The following is a 9,509-nucleotide window of genomic DNA, read 5'->3' as shown; positions in this document are numbered from 1 at the left end:
CCAGCGCGACGCCCGCCCCGGCCGCCAGGCCCAGCGTGGCGCCCGCCAGCCCGACACCGGCCGCCTCGCCGAGCACCGAGCCGACCACCTGGCCGCGCGAGGCCCCCACGGCGCGCAGCAGCGCCAGCTCCCGGACCCGGCCGCCGACCAGCATCGCGAACGTGTTGAAGATGATGAACGACCCGACGAACACCGAGATCAGCGCGAACACCAGCAGGAACGTCCGGATGACGGCGATGACGTCGCGCAGCGGCCCGGCCTGCTCGGCGGTCGCCGCCCGGCCGGTGACGGCCTCCAGCCCCGCCGGGAGCCGCGCGGCGACGGCGTCGCGCAGCCTCTCCTGCGAGACGCCGTCGCGCGCGTGCACGACGATCCGCTCAACGGTGCCGGGACGGCCCGGCAGGAGCCGCCGCGCCGTGTCCGGCGCGAACGCCGTCATCGACAGCGAGCCGCCGAGCGCCGAGTCGCCGATCCGGAACAGCCCCGTGAGCCGGAACGCGCGGGTCCCGGACCGCAGCGCGACCGTGACGCGGTCGCCGACCCGGTGACCGGCCCGGCGGGCGGTCGTGGCGTCCACGGCGATCTCGTCCGGCGCGCGCGGCGGCGCCCCCGCGGTGAGACGGGTCAGGGACAGGTCGGGGTCGTCGCTCCAGCCGACGCCCGTCAGCGGCTCGGCGCCGGCGATCCGGCCGCGCCGGTCGAGGACGGCGGCGAACCCGGTGACGACGCCGTGCGCGCGGGCGACGCCGTCCGCGCCCCGGACGGCCGCGAGCGCCGACTCCGGGACGGGCGGCCGGGACGAGCGCTCGCCCGGCCCCGCCGCGAACGACTGCCGGGTCCGCACGACCGTGTCGGTGCCGCGGCCGAGGTCGTCGAAGGCGCGGCCGAACGAGCGGTCCAGGGTGGCCGAGAAGATCAGCGTCCCGGCGACGAACGCGACCCCGGCCGTCACGGCCGCGGTCGACAGCAGGAGCCGGGCGCGATGCGCGGCCAGCCCCCGGATCACGAGCTTCACCATCATGCCCACGATTCGAGCCGACGGCGCCGGTGCGGCGGCAGCCCGCTTCGTCGGGTCCGGACCCGGCGAAAGGCCGGTCCGATGCGACTTTCGTAGGGTCCCGGCGGACGGGGCGGGTGCGTACGTTGGACCCGTGCCGCAGCATCCGCCCCTCGCCGTCCCGGCCCGCGCGTTCCGCACCGGACGGGCCCGGATCCCGCGGGGCGGGCGCGCCCGGGACCTCGCCGCCGACGTCGCGGTGGCAGGCGCCGGGCTGGCGCTGAGCGTGCGGACGGCGGCCGACCCGGCGACGCTCCTGCGCCCGCACGGCGGCGCGACGGCCGTGGTCCTCGTGGTGCCCGCGCTCGCCCTCGCCCTCCGCCGCCGCGTCCCGATGACGGTCGCGTGGCTCACCGCGGCGCTGCCCGCGCTGCTGTGGCTGGTGGAGAGCGCCGCGCCCGGCACCCTCGTGCGCACCGGCGCGCCCGGCGGCCTCACCCCGTTCGTCTGGTGGCCGCCGACGCTGCCGTTCGCCGCGTACGCCGTGATGGCCTTCCCGGCGGGCGCGGCGCGCCCGGTGTGGGTCCGCGGCCTGCCGGTCGCGGCGTTCGCCGCGCTCGTCGGCTTCAGCGGCGAGGTCATCCCGGCGGACGCCCTGCGCCGGATCTCCACCGGCGAGACCGACGCCGTGAACGCGATGATGTTCCGCAGCATGGTCGTGCTGGCCGTGGCGGCGCTGCTCGGCATGTACGTCGCCGCGCGCCGCCGCGTCCTACAGGGCCTCACTGACCGCGCGGAGCGCGCCGAGCGCGAACGGCACCTGCTCGCCGAGCGGGCGCGCGCGCAGGAGCGCGCCAGGCTCGCCGCCGAGATGCACGATGTCGTCGCCCACCGCGTGACGTTGATGGTGCTGCGCGGGCGCGCTCCGCGTCCGCGCGCCGGACGAGGAGACGCGCGCCGCCGCCGACGAGCTGCGCCGGGACGGCTGCCAGGCCCTTGACGAGCTCCGCGACGTGATCGGCCTGCTGCGCCGGGCGCGCGGACCCGCCGCCTCCGGCGCGGCGCCCCCGGACCTGGCCGGGCTGGTCGCCGAGTCGGCCGCCGCCGGGATGCCCGTGGAACTGGTCGAGCGCGGCGGGCCGCGGGAGCCCTCGCCCGCCGTGGCGCGGACGGCCTACCGCGTCGTCCAGGAGTCGCTGACGAACGCCCGCAAGCACGCGCCGGGCGCCGCCGTCAGGGTCGAGGTGCGCTACCGGGCCGACGGCGTGCGGCTGGCCGTGGTGAACTCCGCGCCCGCCGCCGAGCCGGACGCGGCGCTGGCGGGCAGCGGCTCGGGGCTGGGGCTCGCCGGGCTGCGCGAGCGGGTCGAGACGCTCGGCGGGACGTTCGCGGCGGGCCCGCTGCCGGACGGGTTCCGCGTCGAGGCGACGCTGCCCGCCTACGTCCCCGTCCTCCCACCCGAACCGGCCCCACCGGAATGAGGCGGCCCCACCGGACTCGGCGGGCGCCGCCGTGATCGTGCTCACGGCCGCCCGGACGCGCCGGGCGGCGCGGGGCCCGGCGCGGGGCCGGCGCGGGCCCGCGCCGGTCAGGCTCCGGGAGTCAGGTGGCGGTGCCGTCGGGAACGCCGGACGCCGAACGCGACCAGAGCGGCGCGGATCACCCAGATGACCAGCGCCACCTGTAGGACGGCCAGGAAACCCGCGCCCGGCCCGATCGTGAACGCGGCGACCAGGAACACCGCCAGCAGCAGCGGGAAGGCCGGGAACGGCGGCCCGTGCCGGTGGCCCCGGCCCATGTGGCCGTGCATGTGGCGGTGCATGTGCCGGTGCGCGTGCCGGTGATGACGCAGTGCCCCGTGGTGCCCCGGCCCGCCGAACATCAGAGCGGGCCCCGGGACCCAGGGGCCGTGCGAGAAACCCGCCTCGGGCCCGCCGGCCACGCCCCCGCCCCTCAACGCGGGGCCGAGCTCGGCTTCGGGCAGCCCGCTCGGCCCCGGCAGGTCGCGGACCACCGTGCGCAGGTCCCCGCGCGTCCGCGCGGACAGCACGGTGCCGAGCCGCTCGTCCAGCTCGCCGCGGTCGAGCCGCCCCTCGGCGAAATGCTCGTGCAGGGCGACCATGACGGCGTCGCGTTCGGCGTCGCCGACGCGGATGTCGTCCTGGGGGATCATCGTCACTCCCCGCCGCGCTCGGCCGTCGGCCCCGCGTCGGGAGCGTCCGGGGCGTCCGGGGCGTCCTGCGCGTCGGGGGCGTCCTCCGCGTCCGCGGCGTCCTCGGCGAGGATGCGGTACAGGCCCCGCCGGGCCTCCGAGAGGATGTCCTTGGCCCGCTCGACCTGCTCCGGCGTTCCGGAGTGGACGATCTGCATCACCGCGGCCCCCGTCTGCGCGGCCTGCTTGAACAGGTCCGGGACGCCCTCGCCGAAGTCGGGCGTCATCTCCGCCCACGGCTCGGCCAGCTCGGCGGCGTGCTCCTCGACGTGGGCGCGGCCCTCGTCGGTGAGGCTGAACGTGCGGCGCCCGCCGCCCTCCTCGCCCACGATGAGGCCCTCGTCCGCGAGCTGCTGCAGCGCCGGGTAGACCGCGCCGGGGCTCGGCTTCCAGCCGCCGCCGCTGCGCTCGTTGATCTCCTGGATGATCTGGTAGCCGTTGCGCGGCTCCTCGGCGAGCAGGGCGAGCACCGCCGCCCGCACGTTGCCCTTGCGGGCCTTGGGCCCCCGCCCCCAGGGGCCACGGCCGCCGCGAGCCCAGGGCGGCCGCCCCGGGCCGAACCCGCCGGGCCCGCCCCAGGGGCCCGGCCCGCCGCCGAACAGCCCGCCGAAGTTCGGGAAGTCGCCGCCCGCCCACGGCCCGCCGCGGCCCGGCCCGTGCCCGCCGTGGTGTCCTCCGTGGTGTCCTCCGTGCCCGTGTCCCGCGTGAGCGTGCCCGCCGGGGCCGCCGTGTGCGTGCCGGGACGCCGCGTGGGCGGCCTTCGCGCCGAGCGCCGCCGCCGCGAAGGCCCAGCGCCAGTCCGGGCCGTGCCCGTGTCCGTGACCCATGATGATCTCCTTCGCCGTTCTGAGAGCTCTCTCTGACCTCTCGCGATACGCCAACGATATATCGAGAACGTTCTGATGGGCCAGCGGGTTCCCCGGATTTCCCCGACATTTCGCCCGCGCGCATGATCATCGGATTCGCGACCCGCCGTCTGACCGGCGCGGATCCTGGGTAACTAGCCCGTGTGGGGGGACGATGGGCACACACGAAGCCGTGACAGCGCCGGAGACGGTGCTGGCCCCGGACCGCGGCGCCGAGCGCGGCCGGCTCCGGGTCGAGCTGCTGCTCGGCCTGACCGTGTTCGGGCTGTACGCCCTGGTGGTGATGTTGCCGCAGGAGGCGCGGGAACGGGCGGCGCGCCGGCACGGGGACGCCCTCTTCGACCTTGAGCGCGCCCTCGGCGTCGACGTCGAACGGAGCCTGAACAAGTGGCTCGCCGACCAGTCGGTCCTGCGCGTCCTGGCGAACTACGAGTACGCGATCACCTATCTGGCCAGCGCCTTCGGGCTGCTCACCTGGCTGTACCTACGGCACCCGGAGCGCTACCGGACCGCGCGCAACGCGTTCGTCCTGCTCAACCTCGGGGGCATCGCCTGCTTCGCGCTGTACCCGGTGATGCCGCCCCGGTTCATGAACGACCTCGGCTTCGTCGACACCGTCCGGCTGGGCCGCACCTGGGGCTCGTGGGGCTCGCCGATGGTCGAGCACGCCGACCGGTTCGCCGCCGTCCCGTCCCTGCACATGGCCTGGACGCTGTGGGTCGGCGTCGAGCTGGCACGGGTGTCGGCGCGGCGGTGGGTCCAGTCGCTCAACGCGCTGCACATCGTCGTGACCTGCTACATCATCATGGCGACCGCCAACCACTACCTGCTGGACGCCGTCGCCGCGGTGCCGCTCGTCGCCGCCGCGGTGTTCGTCGCCGAGCGGGCGAACCGCCCCGCCACCGACCGGGTACGGGCCCCGGACGCGTTCTTCCTCGCCGTCGAGACGCCCAGCGCCCCCCAGCACGCGGGCGGCGTCATCATGCTCGACACCTCGCGCACCGCGGTGACCGCCGCCGACCTCGCCCGGCTGATCACCGACCGGATGGACCGGCTGCCCCGGTTCCGGCAGCGGCTCACCCCCGCCCGCCGCTGGCGCCGCCCCCGCTGGCGCGACCACCCCGGGCTCGACTGGTCCTGGCACATCATGGAGCGGGACGTGGCCGGCATGGCCGAACTGCGCGCCCTGGTCGCCGGCCTCCAGGGCGAGCCGCTGCCCCGCGACCGCCCGCTCTGGCGGATGGTCGTCGTGCGCGGCGCCGAGCCCGGCCGCACCGTCGTCGTCTTCTTCATGCACCACGTCGTCGCCGACGGCATCGGCGTCGTGGCGCACGCGATGGGACTGATGGAGCCCTACCCGATCGCCTCCGCCTGGCCCGCCCCGCCGCGCCGTCCCGTCCGCGCCGCCGCCGCCACCCTCGCCGGCCTCGCCCAGCTCGCCGCCGACGTCGCGCCGCCCGCCCGGCTGCCCGCCCGCGGCACGTCCGACCGCCGCTTCGGGACCATGACCATCCCGCTCGGCCTCATGCGGGACGTCGCGCGCCGCTACGGGGCACGGGTCACCGACGTCGTGCTGTGCGCCGTCGCGGGCGGCCTGCACCGCGCCGCCCGCGAGACGCCGGGACGGCGCGCGACCTGCCGGGTCGCCGTCCCGCTGATGATGCGGCCGCCGGGCGGCGGCGCCGAGGGCAACCACACCACCGCGGTCATGGTGGACCTCCCGATCGGCAAGATGCCCGAGACCGACCGGCTCGCCGCGATCGTCCGGCGCGGCCGCGTGCTGCGCTCCGGTACCCGTCCCCTCGCGGCCTGGTTCGTGATGCGGCAGGCCGCCCGGCTCATGCCGGCGCCACTGCACGCCCGCTTCGCCCGCTCCGTCTACGGCGCCCGGTTCCTGCAGGGCATCGTGTCCAGCATGCCCGGCCCCGACCGGACGCTGCGGCTGGCGGGCGCGCCGCTCACCCAGGTCTACCCGGTCATCCCCCTCGCGCCCGAGGCCCCGCTCGCCGTCGGCGCCCTCGGCATCGACCGCGAACTGTGCTTCGGCGTGACCGCCGACCCCGGCCTCGTCGACGACGCGGACCGGCTCACCACCGCCATCCTCGAAGTCATCCGCGAGCTGGGTTGTCTTTGAATCCCGGCCCAAGGGGCTCGCCTGGCGGCTCGCCCTTTGACCTGGATTTTGCGAGCGCGAATCGCTTCGCGATCTTCCCGGCGGGGGCTCGCCTTCGGCGTCGCCCCGCCGGTCAGGTAGCGCGCTCGCGTGACGGCTGAGGTCCTTGGTCGGCCCGCTGACGTCGTCGCCGACGTCAGGGGCTGTGCGGTCAGATGCTTCGGACGGCTCTCAGGGACTCGCGGAGGGAGCCCATGGTGGCGAAGACTGCGGTGGGCTCGTAGCCGCAGTGGGCCATGCAGTTGGAGCACCGGTCGTCGCGGCCCCGGCCGTAGGCGGCCCAGTTCGTGGTCTCCAGGAGCTCCTGATAGGTGTCGGCGTACCCGTCGTCCATCAGGTAGCAGGGACGCTGCCAGCCCTTCAGCGAGTACGACGGGATCGCCCACGCCGTGCACGGGAAGTCGGCCTTGCCCTCCAGGAAGTCCAAGAACAGCGGCGAGTGGTTGAACCGCCAGCGCTCGCGCCGGCCGCCGGCGAACACCTTCCGGAACAGCTCCCGGGTCTCCGCGACGCCGAGGAAGTGCTCCTGGTCGGGGGCCTTCTCGTAGGCGTAGGCGGGCGAGATCATCATCTGGTCGACGCGCAGCTCGTCGTTGAGGTAGTCGAGCACGTCGATGACGGTCTGCGGCGTGTCGGTGTTGAACACGGTGGTGTTCGTCGTGACCCGGAAGCCGCGCTCCCGGCACATCCGGATCGCCTCCACCGCCTGGTCGAACACGCCCTCCTTGCAGACGGACGCGTCGTGCCGCTCGCGCAGCCCGTCCAGGTGGACGGCCCAGGCGAAGTAGCGCGACGGCCGGAACAGGTCGATCTTCTTCGGGATCAGCGCCGCGTTCGTGCACAGGAAGACGTACCGGCGCATCCGGACGAGCTCGGCGACCATCTCGCCGATCCGCGGATGCATCAGCGGCTCGCCGCCCGCGATCGACACCATCGGCGCGCCGCACTCGCGGACCGCCGCGACGGCCTGTTCGACCGGCATCCGCTTCTTCAGGACGTCCGCCGGATGCTGGATCTTCCCGCACCCCGCGCAGGCGAGGTTGCAGGCGAACAGCGGCTCCAGTTCGAGCAGCAGCGGGAACCTCTTGCGGCCCGCGAGCCTGTTGCGCAGGACGTACCCGCCGACCCGCAGGCTCTGGCGCAGCGGCATGGCCATCACGACCGCCCTTCTCGCAGGTACCGGCCCAGGGCGCTGACCGGGAACACCAGCCGGTACAAGTGGTAGTTGATGTAGAAGTGGCCGGGGAAGCCGGTTCCGGTGAAGTGGTCCTCGTCCCACGTGCCGTCCGGGCGCTGGCGCTCGACCAGCCACCCGACGCCGCGCTCGACGGCGGGCCCGCGCTCCCCGGCCGCGAGCAGGGCCAGCAGCGCCCACGCGGTCTGCGACGGCGTGGACTCGCCCCGTCCGATCCACGCCGGGTCCCGGTAGGAGCGCAGGTCCTCGCCCCAGCCGCCGTCCTCGCGCTGGTGGCGCTCCAGCCAGCCGACGGCGCGCCGGATCGCGGGCTTGTGCGGGCGGACGCCCGCCGCGACGAGCGCGGGCACGACGCTCCCGGTCCCGTACACGTGGTTGGCGCCCCAGCGGCCGAACCACGACCCGTCCTGTTCCTGGGCCCGCAGCAGCCACTCGACGGCGCGCCGGCACAGCGCCGAGTCGCCCAGGCCCTGCGCGCACAGCGCCTCCACGGCGTGCGCGGTGACGTCCGCGGACGGCGGGTCGATCACCTCGCCGAAGTCGCAGAACGGCAGCCGGCGGCACAGGGCGCGGGTGTTGTCGGCGTCGAACGCGCCGAACCCGCCGTCCGCCGAGACCATCCCCGCCATCCAGCGCAGCCCCCGCTCGATCGCCGGGCCGGCCTCCGGGCCGCCGGCCCGGCCGAGCGCGAGGATCACCTCGGCGGTGTCGTCGACGTCGGGGTAGAAGTCGTTGTCGAACTCGAACGACCAGCCGCCCGGCGGCAGCGCGGGCCGCCGCACCTGCCAGTCGCCGGGCCCCTGGACCTCCTCGCCCAGCACCCAGCCCGCGGCCCGCGCCAGCGCCGGATGCTCCGCGGGCACCCCCGCGTCGGCGAGCGCGATCATGGCGAGGACGGTGTCCCAGACGGGCGACTGGCACGCCTCCAGCCGGCGTGTCCCGTTCTCCCGGATCGTGAACCGGTCGAGGCCGGCCAGCCCGCGCCGCACGACCGGGTGGTCGACGCCGTAGCCGAGCAGGTTCAGCGCGATCAGCGAGTACACCCAGGGCGGCTGGATCCCGCCCCACGACCCGTCCGGCTCCTGGCGGGCCACGATCCACTCGCCCGCCCGGCGCAGCGCGGACCGGCGCAGACCCCGCAGCGGGCGCCGCTCGTAGGCGTGCAGGACCCGGTCCAGCGCGCCGAGCGCCTCGCTCCAGCCCGGCAGCGCCCGCCCGGCCTTGGACGGCGCGGCCTTGGACGCCGCGGGCGCCCGCAGCTCCGCCAGGTCGAACGGCAGCGGCCGGACGGGACGCGTCGCCTGCACGACCGTCAGCGGGACGATCGTCTGCCGCGCCCAGCACGAGAAGTCGTAGACGTTCAGCGGGAACCAGCGCGGCAGGTAGATCATCTCCGGGGGCACCACCGGCAGGTCGTCCCACGACCACTGGCCGAACAGCGCCAGCCAGAAACGGGTGAACACGCGGGTGGCGGCGATGCCGCCCGCGCCCCGCACGTGCTCGGCGGCCCGGCGCATGTGCGCGGCGTCCGGCGGGTCCCCGGCCAGCCGCAGCGCCACGTACGCCTCGGTGGTCGTGGACAGTTCCGGCGGGCCGCCGTGGAAGTTCGCCCAGGTGCCGTCCTCGCGCTGCTGGGAGCGGATCCAGCGCGCCGCCTCCAGCGTGTCGCGTTCGGTGCGGACGCCGAGGAACTCGCGAAGCAGCAGGTCCTCGGCGTCCATCGTCACGTTGGTCTGCAGCTCGCCCTTCCACCAGCCCTCGGGGGACTGGAGCGCGAGCAGATGGTCGCGGGCCGCGTCGAGCGCCGCCTCGGCGGCGGTCCCGGCGGTTTTCGTGGGGCCCGCGGTGGGGCCTGTGGTGGTGGGAGCGGTGGCTGGGGCCGCGGGTTCGGTGGCGGTCATCAGTGGTCCCTGCGGGTGACGAAACGGGCGATGTGCATGAACTCGGTACGGACGGCCTCGGGCAGCGACGCCTCCGCGAGATGCCCGGCGGCGCGGCCGACGCGGCGCGCGGCCTCGGCCTCCGCCCACGCCTTCCCGCCCGCCATGTCCACCAGCCGCGCCGCC

Annotated in this window: 8 protein-coding genes; 3 read left to right on the top strand and 5 right to left on the bottom strand. The window is 75.8% G+C overall.

The window, feature by feature from the left end:
• Positions 1-1,021, bottom strand: a 1,021-nt coding sequence (locus tag E1291_RS34605) for an ABC transporter permease (protein WP_131742284.1), incomplete at its 3' end; no start/stop codon positions are given.
• A 130-nt stretch (positions 1,022-1,151) separates the two neighbouring features.
• Here E1291_RS34605 and E1291_RS43510 point away from each other — a divergent pair.
• Positions 1,152-1,997: a sensor histidine kinase gene (locus E1291_RS43510; protein WP_207401097.1), complete on the top strand. Its 846-nt coding sequence runs from the start codon at positions 1,152-1,154 to the stop codon at positions 1,995-1,997.
• Between the two features lie 13 nt (positions 1,998-2,010).
• The gene (locus E1291_RS43505; RefSeq protein ID WP_207401096.1) at positions 2,011-2,478 is read left to right on the top strand and encodes a sensor histidine kinase; all 468 of its coding nucleotides are present in this window, start codon (positions 2,011-2,013) and stop codon (positions 2,476-2,478) included.
• A gap of 107 nt (positions 2,479-2,585) precedes the next feature.
• Here E1291_RS43505 and E1291_RS43500 read toward each other — a convergent pair whose 3' ends face one another.
• The gene (locus tag E1291_RS43500; protein ID WP_131742283.1) at positions 2,586-3,170 is read right to left on the bottom strand and encodes a DUF1707 SHOCT-like domain-containing protein; all 585 of its coding nucleotides are present in this window, start codon (positions 3,168-3,170) and stop codon (positions 2,586-2,588) included.
• Between the two features lie 2 nt (positions 3,171-3,172).
• Positions 3,173-4,036 (bottom strand): PadR family transcriptional regulator, encoded by an 864-nt coding sequence (locus E1291_RS34590; RefSeq protein ID WP_131742282.1) that lies wholly within the window; start codon positions 4,034-4,036, stop codon positions 3,173-3,175.
• A 193-nt stretch (positions 4,037-4,229) separates the two neighbouring features.
• On the opposite strand from E1291_RS34590, the gene E1291_RS34585 reads away from it, so the two are divergent.
• Positions 4,230-6,209, top strand: coding sequence for a bifunctional phosphatase PAP2/O-acyltransferase family protein (locus E1291_RS34585; protein WP_131742281.1), 1,980 nt, complete (start codon positions 4,230-4,232; stop codon positions 6,207-6,209).
• A 190-nt stretch (positions 6,210-6,399) separates the two neighbouring features.
• Here E1291_RS34585 and hpnH read toward each other — a convergent pair whose 3' ends face one another.
• Together hpnH and shc are read right to left on the bottom strand one after the other, a co-directional pair.
• Positions 6,400-7,404, bottom strand: coding sequence for an adenosyl-hopene transferase HpnH (gene hpnH, locus E1291_RS34580; protein WP_131742280.1), 1,005 nt, complete (start codon positions 7,402-7,404; stop codon positions 6,400-6,402).
• Positions 7,404-9,344: a squalene--hopene cyclase gene (gene shc / locus E1291_RS34575; protein WP_131742279.1), complete on the bottom strand. Its 1,941-nt coding sequence runs from the start codon at positions 9,342-9,344 to the stop codon at positions 7,404-7,406. Before shc ends, hpnH begins: the two co-directional genes overlap by 1 nt.
• Between the last annotated feature and the right edge of the window lie 165 nt (positions 9,345-9,509).

Source organism: Actinomadura roseirufa (assembly GCF_900659635.1).
Taxonomy (GTDB): Bacteria; Actinomycetota; Actinomycetes; order Streptosporangiales; family Streptosporangiaceae; genus Spirillospora; species Spirillospora roseirufa.
Note: the sequence above shows the minus strand (reverse complement) of the source record. Positions and strands in the feature narration are given on the sequence as shown.

What these genes read in the sequence shown, in the direction of transcription:
- E1291_RS34585 (WP_131742281.1), top strand. Translation starts at nt 4,230, where the DNA reads ATGGGCACACACGAAGCCGTGACAGCGCCGGAGACGGTGCTGGCCCCG.
- shc (WP_131742279.1), bottom strand. Translation starts at nt 9,344, where the DNA reads ATGACCGCCACCGAACCCGCGGCCCCAGCCACCGCTCCCACCACCACA.
- hpnH (WP_131742280.1), bottom strand. Translation starts at nt 7,404, where the DNA reads ATGGCCATGCCGCTGCGCCAGAGCCTGCGGGTCGGCGGGTACGTCCTG.
- E1291_RS43500 (WP_131742283.1), bottom strand. Translation starts at nt 3,170, where the DNA reads ATGATCCCCCAGGACGACATCCGCGTCGGCGACGCCGAACGCGACGCC.
- E1291_RS34590 (WP_131742282.1), bottom strand. Translation starts at nt 4,036, where the DNA reads ATGGGTCACGGACACGGGCACGGCCCGGACTGGCGCTGGGCCTTCGCG.